Source organism: Micromonospora sp. PTRAS2 (assembly GCF_054052245.1).
In genome coordinates this window covers 21,960-44,596 of the sequence record NZ_JBSWBU010000002.1, presented here as the reverse complement: position 1 = coordinate 44,596, position 22,637 = coordinate 21,960, and the positions used below count along the sequence as shown (strand labels likewise).

The following is a 22,637-nucleotide window of genomic DNA, read 5'->3' as shown; positions in this document are numbered from 1 at the left end:
GCGAAGGTGAGGTGAACGACGATCGCGGCGGCCGAGACGCCCACGAAAGGGACGTCCGGCCGCCGCGATCGCGGGGGAGCGGGAGGATCAGGCGGGCAGGCTGGCCACGCCGGGCGGCAGGAACCGCCGGCCGGTCACCCGCTCGCTGGTGCCCGTCCGGTCCAGGTACGGCGTGACGCCGCCCAGGTGGAACGGCCACCCCGCGCCGAGGATCAGGCACAGGTCGATGTCCTGCGCCTCGGCGACGACGCCCTCGTCGAGCATCAGCCGCACCTCCTGCGCCAGCGCGTCGAGCGCGTTGCGCCGTACCTGCTCGGCGGTCAGCGGCTCGTCGCCGACGACCAGCAGCTTGGCGACGTCGGCGTTGATCTCGTCGTCGACCACGATCGGCTGGCCCGACTCGGCGATCCGGCGCAGGTTCTCGCTGACGGCGAACCGGTCCGGGAACGCGCCGTGCAGGGTGCCGCCTACGTGGTACGCCACGGCCGGGCCGACGAGCTGGAGCAGGGCGAGCGGGCGCATCGGCAGGCCCAGCGGGTCCAGCGCGGCGTTCGCCACGTCCAGCGGGGTGCCGGCGTCGACGGCGGCGAAGACGGTGCCGAGGAAGCGGGTGAGCAGGCGGTTGACCACGAACGCCGGGGCGTCGGACACCAGCACGCTCGACTTCTTGAGCTGCTTGCCGACCGCGAACGCGGTGGCGAGGGTGGCGTCGTCGGTGCGCTCGCCCCGGACGATCTCCAGCAGCGGCAGCACCGCGACCGGGTTGAAGAAGTGGAAGCCGACCACCCGCTCCGGGTGCTCCAGCTCGGCGGCCATCGCGGTGACCGACAGGCTGGACGTGTTCGTGGCGAGCACCGCCTCCGGGGAGACGATCTTCTCCAGCTCGGCCCAGACCTGCTTCTTGACGTCCAGGTCCTCGAACACGGCCTCGATGACGAAGTCGGCGTCGGCGAACGCGGCCTTGTCGACCGAGCCGCTGACCAGCCCGTACAGCTTGGCGGCCGTGCCCTTGTCCATCCGGCCCTTGCTGACGGCCTTCTCGATCTGGGTGTGCACGTAGCCCACACCCTTGTCGACGCGGCCCTGGTCGAGGTCGGTCAGGACGACCGGCACCTGGAGGCGGCGGGCGAACAGCAGCGCGAGCTGGCTGGCCATCAGGCCGGCGCCGACGATGCCGACCTTGTTCACCGGCCGGGCCAGGCCCCTGTCGGGCGCGCCGGCCGGCCGCTTGGCCCGCCGCTGCACCAGGTCGAACGCGTAGAGCCCGCTGCGCAGCTCCTCGGAGAAGATCAGGTCGGCGAGGGCCTCGTCCTCGGCGGCGGTGCCGGCCGCGAAGTCGGCGTCCTTCGCCGTCTCCAGCAGGTCCAGCGCCTTGTACGCGGCGGGGACCGCGCCGTGCAGCCGCGCATCGAGGGTCTGCCGGGCGAAGTAGAGCACGCCCGCCCACATGTCCCTGTCGACCTCGGGCCGGGTCACGGTGATCTCGCCGCGCACCACGCCGGCCGCCCACTGCAGGGACCGTTCCAGGAAGTCGGCCGGCTCCAGCAGCACGTCGGCGATGCCCAGCTCGGCGGCCTGCTTCGGCTTGAGCATCTTGTTCTGCATCAGCGGGTTCTGCAGGATCACCTGGGTGGCGGCCGGGATGCCGATCAGGTTCGGCAGGAGCTGGGTGCCGCCCCAGCCGGGGATCAGGCCGAGCGAGACCTCCGGCAGCGCCAGGGCCGACGCCCCGCCGGACAGCGTCCGGTAGTGGCAGTGCAGCGCCAGCTCCAGGCCGCCGCCCATCGCCGCGCCGTTGACGAACGCGAACGTCGGGACCGTGCTGTCCTTCAGCCGGGCGAAGACCCGGTGGCCGAGCCGGCCGATCTCCAGGGCCTGCTCCCGGTCGGCGAGCTGCGGCAGGCTGGTGATGTCGGCGCCGACACAGAAGATGTACGGCTTGCCGGTGACCGCGACGAACGCCGGGTCCGCCGCGAGGGCGGCGGTGATCGCCTCGTCGAGGCTGGTCAGGCCGCCCGGGCCGAAGCTGTTCGGCTTGGTGTGGTCGAAGCCGTTGTCGAGGGTGATCAGGGCGGCCGGGCGGGCCAGCCCCGGCACGTTCACCTGGCGCAGCAGCGCCCGGGTGACCACCTCGTTCGGTGCGGCGAGCGCGCTCACTCGTTGCCCTCCTGTCCAGCCGGAACGGTGGAACCGGTCCAGTGCGGGTTCTCCCAGATGACCGTGCCGCCCATGCCGATGCCGATGCACATGGCGGTGAGGCCGTAGCGGACCTCGGGGTGCTCGGCGAACTGCCGGGCGAGCTGCGTCATCAGCCGCACCCCGGAGGACGCGAGCGGGTGACCGATGGCGATGGCGCCGCCCCACGGGTTGACCCGGGGGTCGTCGTCGGCGATGCCGAAGTGGTCGAGGAAGGCGAGCACCTGCACGGCGAACGCCTCGTTCAGCTCGAACAGGCCGATGTCGTCGATGCTCAGGCCGGCGATGCGCAGCGCCTTCTCCGTCGACGGGATCGGCCCGACGCCCATCACCTCGGGCTCGACGCCGACGAAGCCGTACGACACCAGCCGCATGGCGACCGGGAGGCCCAGCTCGCGGGCGGTGTCCTCGGCGGCGAGCAGGCTCGCGGTGGCCCCGTCGTTCAGGCCGGCCGCGTTGCCCGCGGTGACCTTGCCGTGCGGGCGGAACGGCGTCTTGAGGGTGGCGAGCTTCTCCAGCGACGTGTCGCGGGGCGCCTCGTCGACCGTGGCCAGACCCCAGCCGCCTTCGTCGTCGCGGATCGCCATCGACACCAGGTCGCCCTGGAGCTTGCCGTTGGCGTACGCCTTCGCGGTCTTCTGCTGGGAGGCGAGCGCGAACGCGTCCGTGCGCTCCTTGGTGATGTGCGGCACCCGGTCGTGCAGGTTCTCCGCCGTGGCCCCCATGACCAGGGCGGACGGGTCGACCAGCTTCTCCGCGACGATCCGCGGGTTGGGGTCGACGCCCTCGCCCATCGGGTGCCGGCCCATGTGCTCGACGCCGCCGGCGATCGCCACGTCGTACGCGCCCATGGCGATGCCGCCGGCCACGGTGGTGACGGCGGTCATCGCCCCGGCGCACATCCGGTCGATGGCGAAGCCCGGGACGGTCTTCGGCAGGCCGGCCAGCAGGGCGGCGGTGCGGCCGATGGTGAGGCCCTGGTCGCCGATCTGGGTGGTGGCGGCGATGGCGACCTCCTCGACCCGCTCCGGCGGCAGCTGCGGGTTGCGGCGCAGCAGCTCGCGGATGCAGCGGATCACCAGGTCGTCGGCGCGGGTGTTGGCGTACATGCCACCCGCCTTGCCGAACGGGGTGCGGACGCCGTCGACGAAGACGACATCGCGGACTTCACGGGGCACTTGAGCCTCCTTTTCGACCCTGACTCGGCCACGTCGCCGACCAGCGGCACCACGGACCGAACGAGGATCGCGGCACGGGCGTGGTCCCTCGGATGCTACTCGCCAGTAACCATCGTCGACACCACCCCCTGTGTGGCCCACCCCACACCGACGCGGCGTCCGGCGCGGGTCGGCGACCGCCGCCGACCCCGCGACCGCCGCCAACCCACCGACCGGCCCCCGACCGGCCCCGGCTGCCGCGTCAGGCCGCCGGGGCCGGACCCGCGAGCGCGGCGGTCAGGTCGGGCACCAGCAGCGCAAGCTGCCACTCGCGCGCCCCGAAGCCGCGCAGCGTCTCGGCGACCGTCGCCTCGGTCACCTCCTCCGGCGGGGTCCAGGCGAGCCGGCGGACCGAATCCGGGGCGATCAGGTTCTCCGGCGGCAGGGCGTGCTCGCCCGCGATCCGGACCACCACCTCCCGGCACCGGGCCAGCCGGCCCGCCGCCACCGGGTCCCGCTCCGCCCAGCGGTGCGGCGGGGGTGGCCCCTCCACCACCGGGGTCACCGGCAGCGCGTCGTCGGGCAACTGCCGGGCGTCGTCCAGCGCCGCCAGCCAGGTGCGGGCCAGTCGACGCACCGACCGGCCGCCGAAGCCCGGCAGGGTCAGCAGCGCCTTCTCGTCCTTCGGGTCCAACTCGGCGGCCGCCACGATCGCCGAGTCCGGCAGGACCCGTCCCGGCGCGGCGTCCCGGCGGGCGGCGATCTGGTCGCGGGCGTACCAGAGGGCCCGGATCCGCGCCTGGGCGCGCGCCCCGCGCACCCGGTGGATGCCGGAGGTGCGCCGCCACGGCTCCGCCCGGACCCGGGGCGGGCGGTCGACGCTGCGCACCAGCGCGGCGAACTCCTCCGCCGCCCACGCCGACTTGCCCTGGCGGGCCAGCTCCGCGTCGAGCACGTCACGCAGGTCGGTCAGCATCTCCACGTCCAGCGCGGCGTACGTGAGCCACGACTCCGGCAGCGGCCGGCTCGACCAGTCCGCCGCCGAGTGGTGCTTCTCCAAGCTGAAGCCGAGTAGCTGCTCGGTCAGCGCGGCCAGCCCGACCCGCTCGAATCCCGCCAGCCGGGCGGCCAGTTCCGTGTCGAACAGCCGGCGCGGGCGCAGCCCCACCTCGGCCAGGCAGGTCAGGTCCTGGCTGGCGGCGTGCAGCACCCACTCGGCGTCGGCGATGGCCAGGTCCAGGCTGCTCAGGTCGGGCAGCGGCAGCGGGTCGATCAGCACGGTGCCGGCCCCCGCCCGGCGCAGCTGCACCAGGTATGCCCGCTGGCTGTAGCGGTAGCCCGAGGCGCGTTCGGCGTCCAGGGCGACCGGGCCGGTGCCGGCAGCGAAGCGGGCCACGACCTCGGCCAGCCCGGCCTCGGTCGTCACCGGCTCGGGTGTCCCCTCGCGGGGGGCGGTCAGGGGCACGGGCCCGTCGACGGTCGGTTCGGGCCCCGCGTCCACCGGCTCCGGCGCGGCCGACGGCGGTTGGTGCGGCTCGTTTCCCGTACGGCTTTCGGCGGCCCGACGGCGCAGGGGTGGTTCGTCGGTCACCTGACAACCCTAGTGCGCGCGGCGATCCGGCGCGCGCAGCCGGGTGCGGTGTGTGTCGGCGTCGCGCGGTGTGGGTCGGCGTCGGCTACTTGACCCGGCATGCCAGGGTCGGACATCGGGGAAGACAAAGCGCGGCGGCGCGGGTACGTTCCTTCGGGCCGCCGCCCGGGACGGAACCGACGTCGGCGGGCACCAGGGCGGCGACGGGGAGGACGTGACGATGACGACGGCTGGGTACGGTGCGACGGGCCCGGGACAGGGGCCCGGCGACGGCTCGGGCGGGAGTTGGGCCGCCCCGGCGCGACCCGCCGAGCCGCCGGTGGGCGAGCCGCCCGCCGCCGCGACCCCGTCCGGCGACACCCGTCCCGGCCCGCTGCCGCCCCGCATGGACCCGCCCCGGCTCGACCCGCACCGCGGCAGCGCCGCCGTCTATCCGCAGGCCGCAGGCTCCTACCCGCCGGCCGGAGGCGGCCACCCGCCCGCCGGTCAGGCCGCGTCGCCCGGTCACTGGCCCGGCTCGTCGCCCCCGCCCGCCCAGCCCCCCGCGCCCGGCCAGTGGTCCGGTCCCGCGCCCGCCGGCTGGCCCGCCCCGCAGCAGCCACCCGCCGCCGGCCAGCAGTCGTCCGCCGCCGGCCAGCAGCCCCCGGCCGGGTACGCCGCCGCGCCGCCGTCGCCCGTGGTCCCCGGCCCGGCGTACCCGCACGGCGGGGCCACCCCGGCCCCCGGGCCGGCCTGGCCCGCGACCGCCCCGACCGGCGGGGCCACCCCGCGTCCCCGGGGCAGGGCGCTGACGTTCGTCGCGTTCGGGCTCGCCCTGGTCCTGGCCGTGGTGAGCGGCGTGCAGGCGTACCAGATCAGTCGGCTCTCCGACCGGCTGGCCGACACCGACCAGCGGCTGGCCACCGCGCAGAGCGGCGACGGCGCCCGGCTCGACGGCCTGGAGCAGCGGGCGCAGGCCCTGGAGAAGCAGGCCGGGGCGCAGTTCAACCCGGAGGCGGTGGCCAGCGCCGTCCTGCCCAGCGTCTTCCGGGTCCGGGCCGGGCAGTTCACCGGCACCGCCTTCGCGGTCGGCAAGCCCGACACCGGCGGCGGCACCAACCTGTTCACCAACTTCCACGTGGTCGAGTCGGTCTGGGTCGGCGGCGGCCGGGAGGTCTTCCTCGAACGCACCGACCAGCGCTACCCGGCCACCATCGTCAAGGTCGACGAGGTCAACGACATCGCCCAGCTGCGCACCACCAGCAAGTTCACCGGGCTGGTGACGGCGTCCGCCGCGGTCAAGCCCGGCCAGCAGATCGTCGTCGTCGGCGCCCCGCTCGGCCTGCAGGACAGCGTCACCACCGGCGTGGTCAGCGCCTTCCGTGAGGCAGGCCAGGGCTCGGGCCCGGTCATCCAGTTCGACGCGCCGATCAACCCCGGCAACTCCGGTGGCCCGGTCATCAACGGCCAGAAGCAGGTGGTGGGCATCGCCACCGCGAAGGCCCGCGACGCCGAGGGCATCGGCCTCGCCGTACCCATCAAGGTCGCCTGCGACGGCTTCCGGATCTGCTGACTTCGGCCGCTCCGCGCCGTCCGTCCCGTACCAGCCGGTTCGTCGCGGCCCCGGCCACGGGCCGCCCCACCTGGAGGAAGAGAAGAATGTCGCAGCCACCGACCGGGCCGGGGAGCCAGCCGCCGTATCCGCCGCCGGGCGGCCCCGGCCAGCCCGTGCCCCCGCAGTACGACCCGACGGGCCAGCCGGCGGAGCCCACCCGGCAGTTCGCCCCGGGTCAGTACGGTACGCCGCAGCCGGCGGCGGAGCCGACCCAGCAGTTCTCTCCGGTCCAGCAGAGCGTGCCGCAGCCGCCGCAGCCAGCACAGCCGACCCAGCCGACGCAGCCGTTCACCCCGGGTCAGTACGGTACGCCGCAGCCGGCGGCGGAGCCGACCCAGCAGTTCTCTCCGGTCCAGCAGAGCGCGTCGCAGCCGCAGCCGACGCAGCCGTTCACCGCGCCGGTGTCAACGCCGCCCGTTCCCGGTGCCGGATATCCGCCGGTGTCGACGCCACCGGTCTCGGGTGCCGGATATCCGCCGGTGTCGACGCCACCGGTTTCCGGTGCCGGGCACCCGCCGGTTTCCGGGCCGGGGCAGCCGTCGCCAGCGTTCGGCCAGCCGATGTCGGTGCCGCCCGCCTCGGGTCCGGCCTTCGGCCAGCCGATGTCCGGCCCGCCGGGAGCGATGCCGCCCTACGGCCAGCCGGGCGCGACGCCGTCCTACGGCCCGCCCGGCACGACGCCGCCCTACGGCGCCCCGGCACCGGCCGCCCGTCAGGGCGGGCGCAAGGTGCTGGTCCTGGCCGTGGTGGCCGGGCTGCTCTTCGTCCTCGGCGGCGTGATGACCGGCCTCTACGTGACCAAGAGCAGCGAGCTGGACCGCACCGAGAAGCGGCTGACCGGCCAGGTCAGCGAGCGGGACGGCACGATCGCGGCGAACAAGACCGAGATCGAGAAGCTCAAGACCGACCTGCAGGCCGTGCGGGACAAGCTCTCCAACACCGAGCAGGACCTCACCGGCACCCGGAACGACCGGGACGAGCAGGCCCGGCAGAAGAAGGTCATCGCCACCTGCCTGGACAAGCTCACCAGTGCGTTGACGGCCGCGGCGGCGAACAACAAGGCCGCGTACGACAAGGCCACCGAGGGCATGAACAAGGTCTGCGACGAGGCCGAGAACTACCTCTGACGTCGCGCAGGTAGGAAGTCCCCGACCCCGCCCCGCCCAAGCCACCATGGGCGGGGCGGGGCTGCGCCGGGCCCGGCACCTGGGGATCTTGGAGCGAAACGGCCCCTCCAGGGGCCGAAATCTTCCAAGATCTGAGGCGGGCGTCGTGCGGTGGGTGTTGGGCGGCGGGTGTTGTGCGGTGGGTCAGGCGGCGCCGGCCGGGCGGCGGTCCGGCAGGGCGGTCACCCCGGGCGGGGGGAGGCCCGCCGTCGAGGCGAGCAGGGTGCACCAGGCCATCAGGTGCGGGGTCAGGTCCTCACCGAGCGGGGTCCACGAGGCCCGGATCTCGATGTCGCCGGCGGCCGGCGGCCCGGCTAGGTCGCCGAACCGGGTCGACATGGTCTGGGTGATCGTGCCCCCGATGGCCCGATGCGGGGCGTCCTGCGCGTCCAGCGCGTCGGTCAGCCAGGTCCAGCCCACCCCGGGCAGCAGCGGGTCGGCGGCGAGGTCGATCTCCAGCTCCGCCGTGACGTAGGTGACCAGCCGCAGGGTGCCCTGCCACGCCTCGTGCCCGGCGGGGTCGTGCAACAGGATCAGCCGCCCCGTAGCCACCTCGTCGTCGTCGCGCAGCACCGTCGCGGAGAGCGCGAAGGCGTACGGCGCGAGGCGTTGCGGCGCGCCGACCTCCTCCAGGACGATCTCCGATCGGGGCGCGGCCGACCGCAGCCCGGCGACCGCGCGGGCAAAGGTCTCCGGGAGCGCGATCGGGGGGGCCATGCCGGCAGCCTATGCCGCCCGCCGCCCGGCCGACGGAACGGCACGCCGACGGCCTGCGGCAGCGGCCCTCGCGGGTGCCGGGGACGGTGGATGGTGAGAGGGGCACCCTTCTCTACCGGATGCGTTAACAGGGGGCCCTTCCTTACACGTCACAAAAGGCGGCGGGGGTGGGGGAGGGGGTCCGGGGGCGTGGCACGATAGCCGCGATGAGCACCGAGACGACGGGCACCGCCGCCCGAGACGGAGAACCCCGCCGCAGCGGGACGGGCGGGTCGCCGTTCGTCCGGGCCTGCCGACGCGAGCCCGGCCCGCACACCCCGGTCTGGTTCATGCGCCAGGCCGGCCGCTCCCTCCCCGAATACCGCGAGATCCGCAAGAACGTGGGGATGCTGGAGTCCTGCCGCCGCCCCGAGCTGGTCGCCGAGATCACCCTCCAGCCGGTCCGTCGGCACGGGGTCGACGCGGCGATCCTGTTCAGCGACATCGTGGTGCCGGTGGCCGCCGCCGGGGTGGAGCTGGACATCGTCGCGGGCACCGGGCCGGTGGTCGCCGAGCCGGTGCGCACCCTCGCCGACGTCGAGCGGATCCGGCCCATCACCCGCGCCGACGTCTCCTACGTCGACGAGGCGGTGCGGCTGCTCGTCGCAGAGCTGGGCGACACCCCGCTGATCGGCTTCGCCGGCGCCCCGTTCACGCTGGCCAGCTACCTGGTCGAGGGCGGGCCGTCGCGGACCCACGCCAAGACCAAGGCCCTGATGTACGGCGAGCCGGAGCTGTGGCACGCCCTGTGCGCCCGGCTGGCCGAGGTGACGCTGGCGTTCCTGCGGGTGCAGGTCGACGCCGGGGTGTCGGCGGTGCAGCTGTTCGACTCGTGGGCCGGGGCGCTGTCCGAGGCCGACTACCGGCGCTACGTGCTGCCGCACTCGACGAAGGTGCTGGCCGGGCTGGCCGACGCGGGGGTGCCCCGGATCCACTTCGGGGTGGGCACCGCCGAGCTGCTGCCCGCCATGGGCGAGGCCGGCGCGGACGTGGTCGGCGTCGACTGGCGTACGCCGCTGGACGTCGCGTCCCGCCGGATCGGCGCCGACAAGGCCGTGCAGGGCAACCTCGACCCGTGCGTGCTGTTCGCCCCGTGGCCGGTGGTCGAGGCGGAGGTGCGGCGGATCCTCGCCGAGGGGCGGGCGACCCCCGGCCACGTGTTCAACCTCGGTCACGGCGTCCTGCCGGAGACCGATCCGGACGTGCTGACCCGGGTGGTCGCGCTGGTGCACGAGGTGTCCGCGCGCCCGGGCGAGTAGCAGAGGGGGCGACCGTGCGGCAGCCGTGGCGGGTGGCGATCGTCGGGGGCGGGATCACCGGGCTGGCCGCCGCCGTCCGGCTGGCCGACCGGGCCCCGGCCGGCACCGAGGTCACCGTGTACGAGCAGTCCGGCGTGCTCGGCGGGAAGCTGCGCACGGGCGAGCTGGCCGGCGGTCCGGTGGAGTTCGGCGCGGAGTCGTTCCTGATGCGGGACCCGGCCGGCGGCGAGTCGGCCGCGGTGGCCCTGGTCCGCCGGCTCGGCCTGGCCGACGACATCGTGCACCCGAGCGTCGGGCAGGCCGCCCTGGCCGTCGACGGAGGGCTGCGCCCCATCCCGGGCGGGACGCTGGTGGGCGTACCCGGGGATCTGGCGAAGGTGGCGGCGGTGGCCGAGCCCGCCGCGGACGCCGACCGCGACGAGGGCCGGCCGCTGCTGGCCCCCGGCGCGGACGTCTCCGTCGGGGCGCTGGTGCGGGCCCGGTTCGGCGACGCGGTGGCCGACCGGCTGGTGGACCCGATGCTCGGCGGCGTCTACGCCGGCCGGGCCGACGACCTGTCCCTGGCCACCACGATGCCGGCGCTGGCCCGCGCGGCCCGGGTGGCGCACACCCTCGTCGGCGCGGTCCGGGCGGCGCAGGCCGCCGCGCCCCGGGCCCCCGGCGAACCGGTCTTCGGCACCCTGGCCGGCGGGCTGAGCCGGCTCGTCGAGGCCGCCGCGGCGGCCGGCGGGGCGACGATCCGCCGCGACGCGGCCGTGCGGGAGCTGACCCGGACGGCGACCGGCTGGCGGCTGACCGTCGGACCCACCCGCGACCCGGAGCTGGTCGACGCGGACGCGGTGCTCCTCGCCGTCCCGGCGCGCCCGGCGGCCCGCCTGCTGGCCGGCGTCGCCGACCTGGCCCCCGAGGCCGTCGCGACCGTCGGCGCCCTGGACTACGCCAGCGTCGCGCTGGTCACCCTCGCGCTGCCCCGCCCGGAGCTGCCGGCGCTGTCCGGGTTCCTGGTGCCGGCCACCGAGGGGCTGCTGGTCAAGGCGTCGACGTTCTTCACCACCAAGTGGGGGCACCTGGCCCGGCCGGACGGGCTGGCGCTGGTGCGCGCCTCCGTGGGCCGCTACGGCGAGGAGGCGTCCCTCCAGGTCACCGACGATGACCTGGTGGAGGCGGTGCACCGGGAGCTGTCGAAGGTGCTCGGCACGCCGCTGCCCGCCCCGGTGGCCAGCCACGTGCAGCGGTGGGGCGGGGCGCTGCCGCAGTACACCCCGGGGCACCTGGACCGGGTGGCCGCCGTGCGGGCGGCGCTGCGCGGCGCGCACCCCACGCTGGCCCTGGCCGGCGCCGGCTACGACGGCGTCGGCATCCCGGTCTGCGTCCGCTCCGGCGAGACGGCGGCCGAGGAGATCATCACGGCACTGGGAGGATCGGCATGACCGAGCAGACCAACGCGGCGCGGCTGCGGGAGCTCAACGAGAGCATCCGCTACACGATGTGGTCGGTGTACCGGGCGACGAGCCCGCTGCCGTCGCTGCGGGAGAACGTCACCGGCGAGGTCGAGGCGCTCTTCGCGGAGCTGGCCGGCAAGGACGTGACGGTGCGCGGCACGTACGACGTCGCCGGGCTGCGCGCCGACGCCGACCTGATGATCTGGTGGCACGCCGCCACCAGCGACGCGCTACAGGACGCGTACCTGCGGTTCCGCCGCACCACCCTGGGCCGGGCGCTGACCCCGGTGTGGTCGCAGCTGGCGCTGCACCGGCCGGCGGAGTTCAACAAGAGCCACATCCCGGCGTTCCTGGCCGGCGAGGAGGCGCGGGCCTACCTGTGCGTCTACCCGTTCGTCCGCTCCTACGAGTGGTACCTGCTGCCCGACGCCGAGCGGCGGGAGCTGCTGGCCGAGCACGGGAAGATGGCCCGGGGGTACCCGGACGTGCGGGCCAACACGGTGGCCTCGTTCGCCCTCGGCGACTACGAGTGGATGCTCGCCTTCGAGGCCGACGAGCTGCACCGCATCGTGGACCTGATGCGTGACCTGCGGGCCTCGGGTGCGCGCCGGCACGTCCGCGAGGAGGTCCCGTTCTACACGGGCCGCCGCCGCGCGATCGCCGACATCGTCACCTGCCTCCCGTGAGGGGTTAGGCGCAAGGAAGGGCCCCCTGTTAACGCAGAACGTTGTACAGGGGGCCCTTCTTAACACGTGCCGCCGCGTCGGGCGGGCGTCGTGCTGCCGGCCGTCAGACGGTCGGCGTGCAGGTCGGGGTCGGCGCGGTGTTGGTGCCGGACGACGAGGCGACGAACCCGAACGAGGTCTTCCCCCCGGCGGCCAGCGACCCGTTGTAGGCCACGTTGCGCGCGGTCACCGTGGACCCGCTGGTGGTCACCGTCGAGCTCCAGTAGGAGCTGACCTGCTGGCCGTTGGCCCAGGTCCAGGTCACCGTCCAGCCCTTGATCGCCGACGAGCCGGCGGTCACGTCGATCTCGGCCTGGAACCCGCCGTTCCAGGAGGAGACGGGGCGGTAGGTCGCCGTGCAGCCCCCGGTCGCCGGCGGGGTCGTCGGCGGCGGCGTGGTGGGGGGAGGGGTGGTCGGCGGGGTCGTGGTGGGCGGGGTCGTGGTGGGCGGCGTGGTCGGGCCGCCACCGCCGAAGTCCACGTCGCTGCACAGGTAGTACGACTGGTCGAGGTGGCTGGCCTGCCAGATCGTGTAGACGATGTGCCGCCCGGTGCGCCCCGGCGCGTTGGCCGGCACCTGGATCGACACGCCCGACGCCTCCTTCTTCCACTGGGACGCCGGCGTGTTGCCGATCTGGCCGGCCAGTTCCAGGTCGCTCCAGCCCAGCGGCTTGTTCAGCGCGTCGAAGCCCTGCTTGGTCACGTACACCCGGATGTAGTCCGCGCCGTGACTGGCCTGGTCGTTGAGCTGGATGCGGAAGCTGTTGGAGATCGAGGTGGTCTTCCACGCGCCGATCGTGTCCAGCGAGTTGTACTGGCCGCTCTGGGTGTGGCCGGCGCTGCACAGCTGGCCGTCGGGGATGGCGGCCTGGTGGTTGCCGGCGACGCCCTCCCGGAACAGGCCCATCCAGTTCCACATGGCCTGCGGGTCGGCCTGGAAGGCCTGCCAGCACATCGGGTCCTGGGTGGCCATGGCGGGGTTCATGTGGTCGGCGCCCCAGCGCTGCCAGCAGCCGTAGTTGCGGGACGCGGGGTCGACGACGGAACCGTGGGCGGACGCGGGGTTCGCCAGGGCGGTGGTGAGCAGCATGGCGGCGGCGGTGCCGACGGCGAGCAGCCAGGCTGCCAGGCGCGGCGTGGAACGCCGACGCGCGAGGGTGGACAATGGAGCCTCCGGGTTGAGGGGTCGACTGTGACGACGCCCGGATCTCGGGAGTTGCCCCTCCCGTGCCGGTTCGAGTTGCTCCCGTGGCGGCTCTGCTGCGAGATTCCCACACCCATAGGGATGTGTCAATTTGCGGCGCCCTCCGGGGCATCGGGGCGGGCGGGGTGCCGGCGCATCGGGGTGTGCGGGATGCCGTCCTCGACGTACTCTGGCCCGCTGACGGCGAAGCCGTGCCGCGCGTAGAAGCCGACCAGGTGGGACTGCGCCTCCAGCACGCACGGCCGGTCGCCCACCGCGGCCAGCGCCTCGGTCATCAGCCGCCCGGCGTGGCCGCCGCCCCGGGCCCCCGGCGCCACCACGACCCGGCCGATCCGCGCCAGGCCGCCGGGGTCGGCCAGGATCCGCAGGTACGCCACGACGCCGCCGTAGCTGTCGGCCCCGCCGTCGTTCCCGTCTCCCGTGCCGTCGCCCTCGTTCTCGGCGTCGCCCCCGGCTGCACTGTCGACGTCGCCCTCGGTCCGCCCGCCACCGTCAGCGGCACGGGTCAGCCACACGTGCCGGGTGCCCGGCTCGACGTCCCGGCCGTCGAGTTCCGGGTACGGGCACCGCTGCTCCACCACGAACACGTCGACGCGCAGTCGGAGCAGGTCGTGGAGGGTGCGGGCGTCCAACTCGGCGAAGGAGGCGATCCGGGCCTCGACCGTCTGCGGCGACACCCGCCGATGCTAGGCCGCCCGCCCTCGGCGCAAGGAGGGGCCCCTTGTTAACGCATTCTGTAGAGCAAGGGCCCCTTATTAACACCCGTGTTAATAAGGGGCCCTTCCTTGCGCTTCAGCGGGGGCGGGCACCGACGGCGTCGCGGATCTCCGCGCCCCGGTCGCCCTCCTCCTGGCGGGCGCAGTGGCCACAGCAGAAGAAGCGCCCCGACACCTCGACCCCGTGGCCCACGATCTTGACCTGGCAGTGTTCGCAGATCGGGGCCAGCCGGTGCGCCGCGCACTCGAAGCAGTCGAAGGTGTGCACGTCGCCGCTGACCGTGCGCACCTCGAACGCCATCCAGTAGTCGTTGCCGCAGACCTCGCACGTCGCCATCGCCGAACCCCCGTAGCCGAAAGGACAGATGTCCCCCCAGCGTGCGACAACGGCCCGAACCGGGCGGCCGAAACGACCGAAACCGGGCCGCCCAGGCGGCGTGTCGGGGTCGGCGTGTCGAGCGTTGTGCCTGGTGAAAGCCTCGACCCCCGGAGGACGACGTGATCAAGCGCAGCAGGCTCTTCGGCAACCAGACCCGGGTCACCTTCTGCCTGCCCCGCGAGGCGCCGGCCGGCCCGGTGAGCGTGGTCGGCTCCTTCAACGACTGGGAGCCGGGCCGCCACGAACTGGTCGCCCGGCGCGACGGCACCCGTACGGTGACCGTCAGGCTCCGGCCCGGGGCGTACCGGTTCCGCTATCTCGCCACCGGCGGGATCTGGCTCGACGACGAGTCGGCCGACGGGGTCGACGAGCAGGGCAGCGTGCTGCTCGTCTGACGTGGCGCGCGCCGTCGGGCGGAACCGGGCCGGCGCCCGTCAGCCCTGGGCCGGCTCCAGCCGGATCGAGATCGAGTTGACGCAGTGCCGGGTGTCCTTCGGGGTGAAGCCCTCGCCCCGGAAGACGTGCCCGAGGTGGCTGTCGCAGCGGGCGCAGCGGATCTCCGTACGCCGCATGCCGTGGCTGTCGTCCTCGATCTCCTTCACCGCGCCCGGGATCGCGTCGTCGAAGCTGGGCCAGCCGCAGTGCGAGTCGAACTTGGTGTCGCTGGGATAGAGCTGCGCCCCGCAGGCGCGGCAGCGGTAGACGCCGGGGGTCTTCGTGTCCACGTACTCGCCGGTCCACGGGCGCTCGGTGCCCGCCTCGCGCAGCACCCGGAACTCCTCCGGGCTGAGCCGGACCCGCCACTCGTCCTCGGTGCGGGGCAGTTCGTTCTCGTCAAGACTCACCCCGCAACGGTACGTCGGCTGTCGGTGCCGTGGCATATGGTCGCCAGATGGCAGGCACCGCGAAGGCCCCGGCCGCCGAGGTCGAGGTGGCCGGGCACACCGTACGACTGAGCAGCCCGGACCGGGTGATCTTCCCGGAGCGGGGCTTCACCAAGGCGGACGTCTTCGGCTACTACCTGGCGGTCGGCGACGGCATCATGCGCGCCCTGCGGGACCGCCCGACCACGCTGCAACGCTTTCCCGACGGCATCGGCGGGGAGGCGTTCTTCCAGAAGCGGGTGCCGGCCCGGGGCGTGCCGCCGTGGCTGACCACCGCCCGGATCACCTTCCCCAGTGGCCGGACGGCCGACGAGCTGTGCCCGGCCGACCTCGCCCACGTGGCGTGGGCGGCCCAGATGGGCACCGTCGTGTTCCACCCCTGGCCGGTGCGTGCCGGCCACGTCGACCACCCCGACGAGCTGCGCGTCGACCTCGACCCGCAGCCGGGCACCGACTTCGCCGACGCGGTCGCCGCCGCCACCGAGCTGCGGGCCCTGCTCGCCGAGCTGGGCGCGACCGGCTGGCCGAAGACGTCCGGCGGCCGGGGCGTGCACGTCTACCTGCGCATCGCGCCCCGGTGGACGTTCACCGAGGTGCGCCGGGCCACCATCGCGCTGGCCCGGGAGCTGGAGCGCCGCCGCCCCGACCTGGTCACCACCGCCTGGTGGAAGGAGGAGCGGGGCGAGCGGGTCTTCGTCGACTACAACCAGATGGCCCGGGACCGCACGATCGCCTGCGCGTACTCGCTGCGGGCCAACGCCCGGGCCACCGTGTCCACCCCGGTCACCTGGGACGAGCTGCCCGACGTCGACCCCGACGACCTGCACCTGGGCAGCGTCCCGGCCCGGTTGGCGCAGCGGGGCGACCCGCACGCCGGCATCGACGACGCGGCGTGGGACATCACCCCGCTGCTGGAGTGGGCCGACCGGGACGCGGCGGCGGGGCAGGGCGACCTGCCGTACCCGCCGGACCACCCGAAGATGCCCGGCGAGCCTAAGCGGGTCCAGCCGTCGAAGGACCGCGACCGGCCCCGCTGACCGCGGGCAGAGCTGACGTACGCGGAATCAGCTGATCGGGCCCATCATCGCCTCGACGGCCTCCTTCGCCGTGCGCAGGTCCGCGCCCGTCGCCTCCCGGTACGCCTTGATCGCCTGGATCTTCTGGCCCCGGGCCAGATACTCGCGGACCCCGGGCGGCTCCGGCCGCCGGTCGACCACCCCGAGGTGGTCCATCACGAGCTGGAGGCGGCGATCGATCTCGGCCAGCCGGGCCTCCGTGACCCGGTCCCGCCGGGGGCCGGCGAGCTGGCCGGCCAGCAGCAGCACGACGCCGATCGTCAGCACGATGAGGGCGATCTCCATGCCAGCCATCCAAGCAGGCCGCCGCCAGGCCCACCCCCCGGGGCAGGACCGGGCGGCCGGTGAGCGCCGGGCCATAACGGTCGGATAACGGGCGCGAACCTTTCCGTACCCGCAGTGGGTCTCTGTGTCCGTCGGCTCCGCGGGGGGCCCGGGGAGGCAGCGCGATGGTGCTGGTGTGGAGGCGGGCGTGGGCCGCCCGGGGGCTGTTGTCGGCCGCGTTGGTGGCGGCCCTGGTGGCGGTCGCCCTCGTCACCGGGCTGGCCGACTACAGCCGGCGGGCCGTCGACGCGGGAGCGCGGGCGGTGCTCGCCGCGTCGCCCGCCCAGGAACGCAGCCTGCTGGTCGGCGGCTCGGGCGGCCCCGACCGGGCCGCCTTCGCCGCCCGGGACCGGGCGGTCCGCGACCGCTTCGCCGCCGGGCTCGGCGGGGCGGCGGTGGCGGTGCGCGGGGCCCGCTACGGCACCGGGCGGGAGCTGACCGGTGACCTCGGCGCCGCGCGGGCCGGCGACGACCCGGTGTTCGCCGAGCTGACCACCCTGGAGGACCTGGCCGGGCACGCCGAGCTGGTGGCGGGGCGGCAGCCCACGGGCGGGGCCGTGCCGACGCAGGTGCTCCTGCCGGAGCGGGTCGCCGCGGTGCTCGGCCTCGCCGTCGGCGAGCGGGTGCCGCTGCGCGACCGGGCCACCGAGCGCACCGGCGAGGTCGAGGTGGTCGGCCTGTTCCGGCCCCGGGACCCCACCGGGTCGTACTGGCGACTCGCGCCGGGCGCCGTCGCGGCCGGCTCCGAGACGTCGTACGGGCCGTTCCTGCTCGACCCCGCCGACTTCGACCGGACGTTCCCCGGCACCACCTCGGCGGCCTGGCTGGTCGAGCCCGACCTGGCGGCGGTCGGGCCGGGCCGGCTGGACGCCGTGCGCCGCGCCGTCGCCACGGAGGTCGCCGACCTGCCCGGGGCGACCGGCCTCGGCTCCTCCGCCCAGACCGTCACCACCATGGACCGGCTGATCGACCGGCTGACCCGCGCCGACCTGGTGGGCCGGTCGTCGCTGCTCACCCCGCTGCTGCTCGTCCTCGTCCTCGGCGGGTACGCGCTGGTCCTGGTGGCGGCCCTGCTCAACGAGGACCGTCGGGGGCAGACGGCGCTGCTGCGCGCCCGGGGCGCGGCGCGGAGGCAGATCGCCGGGCTGGCCGTGCGGGAGGCCGCCCTGGTGGTCCTGCCGGCCGCGCTGCTCGGCCCCCCGCTCGCCGCCGAGGCCCTGCGCCGGATCGGCCGCGACCAGGGCTGGTCGGAGCTGACCGCCCGCGGCGGCACGACCCTCACCTGGGCGGTCGCCTCCGCCGCGGCGGCCGGCTGCCTGGTGGCCATGGCGCTGCCGGCGCTGCGCCGCGCCGGCACGTACGTCGCCGACCTGGCGGCCCGGTCCCGGCCGGGCCGGGGCGCGGCGGCCCAGCGGATCGGCGTCGACCTGGCCCTGGTCGGCCTGGCCCTGCTGGCCTGGACGCAGCTGCGGCGGTACTCGTCGCCGCTGGCCGGCGCCGACGGCCGGCTCGGCGTCGACCCGTTGCTGGTGGCGGCGCCCACGCTGGGGGTGCTCGCCGGTGCCGTCGTCGCGCTGCGCCTGCTGCCGCCGGCGGCCCGGCTCGCCGAACGGTTCGTCGACCGCCGGCCGTGGCTGGCCGCGACGCTGGGCATGTGGCAGGCGGGCCGCCGGCCGCACGCCGGCCCGGTGCTGCTGCTCGCGCTCGCCGTGGGCGGCAGCACCCTGGCCTGGTCGTTGGTGACCACGGGGGAACGGTCGCACCTCGACCAGGCGGACTTCACCGTCGGGGCCGACCTGCGGCTGGTCGAGCGGTCCGGGGCCGCGCCGGCCGAGCGGGCCGGCCGCCTCGCCGCCGTGCCCGGCGTGGACCGGGCGGTGCCGGCCTGGCGCGACGACATCCGGGTGGGCCGCGAGGACCTGCCGGTGAGCGTGCTGAGCCTCGACGCGGCGGCGGCGCCCGACGTGGTCCGGTTCGACGAGCGGCTCGCCGGCGAGCCGCCCCGGGCACTCTTCGACCGGCAGGTGCGCGGCCGGGCCGCCCCTCTCGGCGTCGAGCTGCCCGCCGACGCCCGTCGGCTCGCCGGCACGGTCGCCACCCCGGTGACCGATGCCGCCAGGCCGCACCCGGTGCGGGTGTCCGCCCTGCTCACCACCGCCGACGGCGGCGCGTGGAAGCTTCCCCTGGCCAGCGCGGGCAGCGACGGACGGCCCGTGCCGGTGGCCGTGGACCTGCCGGACAACGGCGGCCGGGCCTACCGGCTGGCCGGATTCGACGTCGACGCCGGGCCGGCGATCGGCTCCGGCTACGGGCTGGAGGTGACCGGGCTGCGCACGGTGGACGCGGGCGGCGCGACCAGCCCGGTGCCGCTGGCCGGCGACTGGGTGCCCCGGCTGGACGACCCGGAGAGCGCGGAGCCGGCCCGGTTCGCCGACGGCGTGCTGCGCGCCGGCCGGAAGGTGGCGCGCGTCGCGGGCGGCCGGTTCGCGACGCAGCCGACCAGCCGCTTCGCGGTGCTGCCGGCCGATGCGGGCGCACCGGTCCCGGCGCTGGTCACGCCGCAGGTGGCCCGGGCGCTGAGCGTCGGCCGGGGCGACACGATGGACGTCGTCCTCTCCGGGGTGACGCTCACCGTCGAGGTGGTCGGGGAGGTCGACGCGGTGCCGGCCAGCGGCGGGGCGGCCGGCGGCATGCTGCTGGACCTGCCGGCGGCCACGGACTGGCTGCTGCGGGCCACGGGCACCGTCCGGCCGGTCTCGGAGTGGTGGATCCGCACCGGGGCCGGCGGGTCCGCGGAGGCGGCGCGGGCGGCGGCCGACCTGCCGGGGGTGACCGTGCTGGACCGGCGGGCGGCGGCGGAGGAGGCCGGCCGCGACCCGTACTGGCTCGGCACGCGCACGGGGCTGCTCGCGGCGGCGGCGGGTTCCGTCCTGCTCGCCCTGGTCGGGCTGGGCGTGGACGTCTGGGCCACCGCGCGCCGACGGATCGGCGAGCTCGCGGTCCTGCACACCCTGGGCGCCCCGGTGCGGCTGCTCGCCCGCGCCCTGCTCACCGAGCAGACCTTCCTGGCCGGCATCGGTGTCGGCGTCGGGTTGCTGGTCGGTGCCGGGGTGGGCGCCACCATGGCCCCGCTGGTGGTGCTCACCCGGTCGGCGGACCGGCCGGTGCCGGAGGCGGCCTTCGCGCTGCCCTGGCTGCCCGTCGCCGGCACCGCCCTCGGCCTGCTGCTCGCGGCGCTCGCGTTCAGCACGGCGATCGCCTCCGGCGTCCGTCAACGCGTCGCGGCGGCCCAACTACGGATCGGCGGAGAGCGATGACCAGGGGTGGGACCGAGGGGCCTCGGCCCGCGGTGTTCGGCGGCGTGGCCGCGCTGGCGGGGGTCGTTCGCCGGGTGCGGGCGTTCGCCGGGCAGTTCGTCCTGCTGGGGGTGCTGGCGCTGGTGGCCGCGCTGCTGGTGACCGGCGTTCCGCGTACCGCCGACCGGCTCGCCGAGCAGGGGCTGCGGGAACACGTCGCCGAGCGGCCGGCCGCCGAGCGGGACCTCACCCTCACCGCCGCCGAGCTGCCGGCCGGTGGGGGCGGGGTCGTCGCGCCGGTCACCGCGACCCGGGGCCGGGAACTCGACACGCTCCAGGCGGGCCTGCCCGGGGCCGTCCGGGAGGCGGTGCAGAGCCGGTGGTTCCTCGCGGAGACCGCCTTCGGTCGGCTGACCGGCCCCGACCTCGCGGCGAAGAACTATCTCGTCGTCACCCGGCTCCGCGCGGCACCCGGCGTCACCGGGGCGGCCACCCTGACCGAGGGACGCTGGCCGGCGGAGGCGGTGGGCGCGGGGCAGCCCGTCGAGGTCGCGCTGGCCGACGACACGGCCCGCAAGCTGAACCTCCGCGCGGGCAGCCGGCTGCGGTTCAGCGGTGCCGGCGCCGAGCCGGTGCCGCTGCTCGTGGTGGGCGTCTTCGAGCCGGCGCGCAGCGCCGACGGCATCTGGAACACCCTGCCGTCGGCGCTGCGGGTGACCGAGCCGGCCGGCGACGAGGAGCCGTACGAGATGGTGGCGCTGACCAGCGACGCGGGCCTGGACGCGGCGATCGCGACCGGCGTGCCGGTCCGGTTCTCCTGGCGCTACCGCCTCGGCGACCTGGACGTGGCCGACCTGGGTGCCGTCATCGACGGCGTGCGGCGGCTGGAGCGCACGCCCCCGGCCGGGCTGAGCGTCACCCAGGCCGTGGACGTCCCGCTGCGGCAGTTCCTCGACGCGGTCTCCGCCGCCCGGACGCTGCTCGCGGTGATCGCCGCCGGGATGTTCGCCACCGTGGCGGGGCTGATCGTGCTCGCGGCCCGGCTGGCGGCCCGCCGCCGGGAGGCCGAGTTCGCCCTGCTGGTGGCCCGGGGCGGCGCACCGACCAGCGGGGCGCGGCGCAGCCTCGCCGAGTCGGCGCTGGTGGTGCCGCCGGCCGCGGCGCTCGGCTGGCTGCTCGGCCGGTTGCTGCCCGGCTCCACGGCGGGGACGGCGGGGACCGACTGGCTGGTCCTCGTCGCGGCGGCGCTGGCCACCCTGGCCCTGCCCCTGGCGACGCTGGGCTCCTCGGCCCTGCCGGGCGGCCGACGCGACCTGTCCGGCCGCCGCGCCGGTGGCCGCCGGCTGACCCTCGAACTCCTCGTCGTCGCCCTCGCCGTGCTGGCCACCTTCCTGATCCGCCGCCGGGGCCTCAGCCCCGGCTCGGTCGATCCGCTGCTGGTCTCGGTGCCGGTGCTGCTGGCCGTCGCCGCCGCGGTGCTCGTGCTGCGGCTCTACCCCTGGCCGCTGCGGCTGCTGGGCCGCGTCGCGGCCCGCCTGCGCGGCAGCGTGACGTTCCTCGGGGTGGCCGGGGCGAGCCGGTCGGCCGCCACCGGGCCGGTGGTGGTCGTCGTGGTCGCGGTCGCCACGGCCGCGTTCTGCGGGGTCGTGGCGGGCGGCATCGAGGCCGGCCGGGACCGGACGGCCACCACGGCCGTGCCGGCGTCGGCGCTGGTCGACGGGGAACGGCTCGCCCCGGACACGGGTGCGGCCCTGCAACGGTTGCCCGGCGTGCGGCGCAGCACCCCGGTGCTGCGGGAGGGCGCGCTGCGCGTCGCCGACGCCCGGGGCGTCGACGCGGGTCTCGCCGCCGTCACCGTGCTGCTGGTCGACGGGCCGGGCCTGGCCGAGACGGCGCGCGACGCCGGAGTGGACGTGTCGGTGCCGCCGGTGCTGCGGGCGGGCCGGTCGCCGGGGCCGGCACCCGCGCTCGTCTCCCCGGGGCTCGCCGCCGAGCTGGCCCGCGCGGGCCTCGACGGGACGGCCCTGGTGACCCTGCAGGGGTACGCCCAGCCGTTCCGGGTGGCCGCCACGGCCGAGGGCTTCCCGCTGGTCCCGCCCGACGTCGACCGGTTCGTGGTGCTGCCTTGGCAGGCGCTGCCCGAGCCGGTGTCGGCCGGCCTGGGCACGCCTGGTCCGGTGTCGTCCGGGCCGGGCACCCCCGGTTCGGGCGTGTCCGGCCCGGTGCCGACGGCGTTCCTGGTCTCCGGCGACGGGTTCGACGTCGAGGCGCTGCGGCGGGCGGGCGACGAGGGCCAGCGCCGCTACCAGACCGGCGGCAGCTTCGCGGCGGGGGAGCGCCCGCGCGGCGCCGAGGTGACCACCTGGCGGGGCGCCCGCCAGCAGCTCGGCGGCGGCGGCGCGAACGGCCTGCTCGTCTTCGGGTTCGCCGCGGGCGCGGCCGGGGGTGCCGCGTTCGGTCTGCTGGCGGTCGCCTTCGCGGTGCTGGCCGGTGCGCGGACGCGGGCGCAGGTGCTGTCCCGGCTGCGCACCCTCGGCCTGTCCCGCCGGCAGTGGCGGGGGCTGCTGCTGGTGGAGCTGACGCCCCTGGTCGCCGCCGCGCTGCTCACCGGCGCGCTCACGGGGGCGCTGCTGCCCCTGCTGCTCACCCCGGCGCTCGGGCTGGCCGCGTTCACCGGCGGCGAGCCGGTCCGGGTCGCGTTCTCGCCCGGGCTGGTCGGGGCCGTCCTGGCGGCCGGCGCGGTGGCGCTGGCCCTCGCGGTGACCGTGGAGACGGTGAACAACCGCCGCATGCGCCTCGGCGAGGTGCTCCGGCTCGGCGAGGGGAGCTGACCGTGGAAGACGCGGCGCAGGGAGCTGGGGGTCCGTGGAGA

Annotated in this window: 18 protein-coding genes; 9 read left to right on the top strand and 9 right to left on the bottom strand. The window is 75.8% G+C overall.

Going from position 1 to position 22,637, the window contains the following annotated elements:
• Window positions 1-87: 87 nt before the first annotated feature.
• The 3 genes from ACVMYR_RS06145 to ACVMYR_RS06135 form a co-directional block, all read right to left on the bottom strand.
• Complete coding sequence (locus ACVMYR_RS06145) at window positions 88-2,157, bottom strand: 3-hydroxyacyl-CoA dehydrogenase NAD-binding domain-containing protein (protein WP_457121318.1); 2,070 nt, start codon at window positions 2,155-2,157, stop codon at window positions 88-90.
• On the bottom strand, window positions 2,154-3,374 hold the full coding sequence (locus ACVMYR_RS06140) for a thiolase family protein (RefSeq protein WP_457121317.1): 1,221 nt from the start codon (window positions 3,372-3,374) through the stop codon (window positions 2,154-2,156). The genes ACVMYR_RS06145 and ACVMYR_RS06140 overlap by 4 nt, the downstream gene beginning before the upstream one ends.
• A 241-nt stretch (window positions 3,375-3,615) precedes the next feature.
• Window positions 3,616-4,944 (bottom strand): ribonuclease D, encoded by a 1,329-nt coding sequence (locus ACVMYR_RS06135; RefSeq protein ID WP_457121316.1) that lies wholly within the window; start codon window positions 4,942-4,944, stop codon window positions 3,616-3,618.
• A gap of 385 nt (window positions 4,945-5,329) precedes the next feature.
• Here ACVMYR_RS06135 and ACVMYR_RS06130 point away from each other — a divergent pair, with 385 nt between their 5' ends.
• Window positions 5,330-6,496, top strand: a complete 1,167-nt coding sequence (locus ACVMYR_RS06130) for a S1C family serine protease (RefSeq protein ID WP_396792464.1) — start codon at window positions 5,330-5,332, stop codon at window positions 6,494-6,496.
• Window positions 6,497-6,582: 86 nt separating this feature from the next.
• The gene (locus ACVMYR_RS06125) at window positions 6,583-7,665 is read left to right on the top strand and encodes a hypothetical protein (RefSeq protein ID WP_457121315.1); all 1,083 of its coding nucleotides are present in this window, start codon (window positions 6,583-6,585) and stop codon (window positions 7,663-7,665) included.
• Window positions 7,666-7,848: 183 nt separating this feature from the next.
• On the opposite strand, the gene ACVMYR_RS06120 is transcribed toward ACVMYR_RS06125, so the two are convergent.
• On the bottom strand, window positions 7,849-8,421 hold the full coding sequence (locus ACVMYR_RS06120; protein ID WP_043962537.1) for a DUF3000 domain-containing protein: 573 nt from the start codon (window positions 8,419-8,421) through the stop codon (window positions 7,849-7,851).
• Window positions 8,422-8,627: 206 nt separating this feature from the next.
• On the opposite strand from ACVMYR_RS06120, the gene hemE reads away from it, so the two are divergent.
• From hemE to hemQ, 3 genes are read left to right on the top strand one after another with little or no spacing between them, the layout of a single operon-like run.
• The gene (hemE, locus tag ACVMYR_RS06115; protein ID WP_077936815.1) at window positions 8,628-9,719 is read left to right on the top strand and encodes a uroporphyrinogen decarboxylase; all 1,092 of its coding nucleotides are present in this window, start codon (window positions 8,628-8,630) and stop codon (window positions 9,717-9,719) included.
• Between the two features lie 14 nt (window positions 9,720-9,733).
• Window positions 9,734-11,149 carry a protoporphyrinogen oxidase gene (hemG, locus tag ACVMYR_RS06110; RefSeq protein ID WP_396792390.1) on the top strand — a complete coding sequence of 472 codons (1,416 nt, stop codon included), beginning with the start codon at window positions 9,734-9,736 and terminating at the stop codon, window positions 11,147-11,149.
• Window positions 11,146-11,847 carry a hydrogen peroxide-dependent heme synthase gene (gene hemQ, locus ACVMYR_RS06105; protein ID WP_043962540.1) on the top strand — a complete coding sequence of 234 codons (702 nt, stop codon included), beginning with the start codon at window positions 11,146-11,148 and terminating at the stop codon, window positions 11,845-11,847. The genes hemG and hemQ overlap by 4 nt, the downstream gene beginning before the upstream one ends.
• Before the next feature lie 103 nt (window positions 11,848-11,950).
• Here hemQ and ACVMYR_RS06100 read toward each other — a convergent pair whose 3' ends face one another.
• The 3 genes from ACVMYR_RS06100 to ACVMYR_RS06090 form a co-directional block, all read right to left on the bottom strand.
• Window positions 11,951-12,976 carry a lytic polysaccharide monooxygenase auxiliary activity family 9 protein gene (locus ACVMYR_RS06100; RefSeq protein WP_457121711.1) on the bottom strand — a complete coding sequence of 342 codons (1,026 nt, stop codon included), beginning with the start codon at window positions 12,974-12,976 and terminating at the stop codon, window positions 11,951-11,953.
• A gap of 200 nt (window positions 12,977-13,176) precedes the next feature.
• Complete coding sequence (locus ACVMYR_RS06095) at window positions 13,177-13,767, bottom strand: GNAT family N-acetyltransferase (RefSeq protein ID WP_308291159.1); 591 nt, start codon at window positions 13,765-13,767, stop codon at window positions 13,177-13,179.
• A 115-nt stretch (window positions 13,768-13,882) separates the two neighbouring features.
• On the bottom strand, window positions 13,883-14,143 hold the full coding sequence (locus ACVMYR_RS06090; protein WP_043962543.1) for a hypothetical protein: 261 nt from the start codon (window positions 14,141-14,143) through the stop codon (window positions 13,883-13,885).
• Between the two features lie 161 nt (window positions 14,144-14,304).
• Between ACVMYR_RS06090 and ACVMYR_RS06085 the strand changes: the two genes are divergently transcribed.
• A complete protein-coding gene (locus tag ACVMYR_RS06085) occupies window positions 14,305-14,580 on the top strand; it encodes an isoamylase early set domain-containing protein (RefSeq protein WP_077936819.1) in 276 nt (91 codons plus the stop codon).
• 39 nt (window positions 14,581-14,619) lie between these two features.
• Here the strand turns inward: ACVMYR_RS06085 and msrB are convergent, their stop codons facing one another.
• On the bottom strand, window positions 14,620-15,030 hold the full coding sequence (gene msrB / locus ACVMYR_RS06080) for a peptide-methionine (R)-S-oxide reductase MsrB (RefSeq protein ID WP_077936820.1): 411 nt from the start codon (window positions 15,028-15,030) through the stop codon (window positions 14,620-14,622).
• Window positions 15,031-15,077: 47 nt separating this feature from the next.
• Between msrB and ligD the strand changes: the two genes are divergently transcribed.
• Complete coding sequence (ligD, locus tag ACVMYR_RS06075) at window positions 15,078-16,106, top strand: non-homologous end-joining DNA ligase (protein WP_457121314.1); 1,029 nt, start codon at window positions 15,078-15,080, stop codon at window positions 16,104-16,106.
• 27 nt (window positions 16,107-16,133) lie between these two features.
• Here the strand turns inward: ligD and ACVMYR_RS06070 are convergent, their stop codons facing one another.
• Entirely contained in the window at window positions 16,134-16,430 is a 297-nt protein-coding gene (locus ACVMYR_RS06070) for a hypothetical protein (RefSeq protein ID WP_043962547.1), read from the bottom strand.
• Between the two features lie 164 nt (window positions 16,431-16,594).
• On the opposite strand from ACVMYR_RS06070, the gene ACVMYR_RS06065 reads away from it, so the two are divergent.
• Both ACVMYR_RS06065 and ACVMYR_RS06060 read left to right on the top strand, forming a co-directional pair.
• On the top strand, window positions 16,595-19,786 hold the full coding sequence (locus ACVMYR_RS06065) for an FtsX-like permease family protein (RefSeq protein WP_457121313.1): 3,192 nt from the start codon (window positions 16,595-16,597) through the stop codon (window positions 19,784-19,786).
• Entirely contained in the window at window positions 19,783-22,596 is a 2,814-nt protein-coding gene (locus ACVMYR_RS06060) for an FtsX-like permease family protein (protein WP_457121312.1), read from the top strand. The genes ACVMYR_RS06065 and ACVMYR_RS06060 overlap by 4 nt, the downstream gene beginning before the upstream one ends.
• Window positions 22,597-22,637: the final 41 nt, after the last annotated feature.

Coding starts and splice junctions, on each gene's coding strand:
- ACVMYR_RS06130 (WP_396792464.1), top strand. CDS start 5,330: ATGGACCCGCCCCGGCTCGACCCGCACCGCGGCAGCGCCGCCGTCTAT.
- ACVMYR_RS06125 (WP_457121315.1), top strand. CDS start 6,583: ATGTCGCAGCCACCGACCGGGCCGGGGAGCCAGCCGCCGTATCCGCCG.
- ACVMYR_RS06120 (WP_043962537.1), bottom strand. CDS start 8,421: ATGGCCCCCCCGATCGCGCTCCCGGAGACCTTTGCCCGCGCGGTCGCC.
- hemE (WP_077936815.1), top strand. CDS start 8,628: ATGAGCACCGAGACGACGGGCACCGCCGCCCGAGACGGAGAACCCCGC.
- hemQ (WP_043962540.1), top strand. CDS start 11,146: ATGACCGAGCAGACCAACGCGGCGCGGCTGCGGGAGCTCAACGAGAGC.
- ACVMYR_RS06100 (WP_457121711.1), bottom strand. CDS start 12,976: ATGCTGCTCACCACCGCCCTGGCGAACCCCGCGTCCGCCCACGGTTCC.
- ACVMYR_RS06090 (WP_043962543.1), bottom strand. CDS start 14,143: ATGGCGACGTGCGAGGTCTGCGGCAACGACTACTGGATGGCGTTCGAG.
- ligD (WP_457121314.1), top strand. CDS start 15,078: ATGGCAGGCACCGCGAAGGCCCCGGCCGCCGAGGTCGAGGTGGCCGGG.
- ACVMYR_RS06070 (WP_043962547.1), bottom strand. CDS start 16,430: ATGGAGATCGCCCTCATCGTGCTGACGATCGGCGTCGTGCTGCTGCTG.
- ACVMYR_RS06065 (WP_457121313.1), top strand. CDS start 16,595: ATGGTGCTGGTGTGGAGGCGGGCGTGGGCCGCCCGGGGGCTGTTGTCG.
- ACVMYR_RS06060 (WP_457121312.1), top strand. CDS start 19,783: ATGACCAGGGGTGGGACCGAGGGGCCTCGGCCCGCGGTGTTCGGCGGC.